Below are 839 nucleotides of genomic sequence, written 5' to 3'. Positions count from 1 at the left end.
GGGCAGATCGCCGCCACCCGCGATTCAGCGGGCGCCAGGATCTCGACGAGTTGCGCGCGGTCGCCATCGCGAACGACCCGCACCGTCTCCCCGGGCAGGGTATAGGGCACGAAGACCGCCCCTTGGGACGTCTCGGCAATGCCGTCGCCGCGCTGGCCGAGATGCGCGATCGTGAGGGTTTCGTTCATGGCGAGAATGGACATGCGGATTTACGTTTGTGACCTTCGGTTTAGGTTCGCCTATCAGGTTGAACCGAAAGAGGGAAATTCGGTCGCCCAATCCACGCAATTCGAAAAATTCTTCCCGTGAAACGAGAAGAAAATTCTCTATCTTGACGTGCAGCGCCGCTCCGGCCCGACCGGAGACGCGTCTCGGCCCGAGGAGCGATTTCCATCATGACGATCCGCAACGGTGTCATCGAAGCCATCGGCAATACGCCCCTGATCAAGCTCAAGCGTGCCTCGGAGATGACCGGTTGCACGATCCTGGGGAAGGCCGAGTTCATGAACCCGGGGCAATCCGTCAAGGACCGCGCCGCCCTCGCGATCATACGCGATGCCGAGGCGCGCGGCCTCCTGAAACCCGGCGGCGTGATCGTCGAAGGCACGGCCGGCAATACCGGCATCGGGCTTGCCCTCGTCGGCAATGCACTTGGGTATCGCTCGGTGATCGTGATCCCCGAGACGCAGTCGCAGGAAAAGAAGGACATGCTGCGGCTTGCCGGCGCGACGCTGGTCGAGGTGCCTGCGGTCGGCTACGCCAATCCCAATAATTACGTGAAGGTCTCGGGCCGTCTCGCCGAGGAACTGGCGAAGAGTGAGCCGAACGGCGCGATCTGG

The 839-nt window shown here is 62.6% G+C and carries 2 protein-coding genes; one reads left to right on the top strand and one right to left on the bottom strand.

Going from position 1 to position 839, the window contains the following annotated elements; all coding sequences use genetic code 11:
- Positions 1-203: TRAM domain-containing protein (locus AC1DRP_RS36705; RefSeq protein WP_476771158.1), on the bottom strand; the 203-nt coding region annotated here is incomplete at its 3' end.
- A gap of 192 nt (positions 204-395) precedes the next feature.
- On the opposite strand from AC1DRP_RS36705, the gene AC1DRP_RS36700 reads away from it, so the two are divergent.
- Positions 396-839, top strand: a 444-nt coding sequence (locus tag AC1DRP_RS36700) for a pyridoxal-phosphate dependent enzyme (RefSeq protein WP_476771157.1), incomplete at its 3' end; no start/stop codon positions are given.

The organism is Allobosea sp. 01N443 (assembly GCF_056399325.1).
This window is presented reverse-complemented; position numbering and strand designations above follow the sequence as displayed.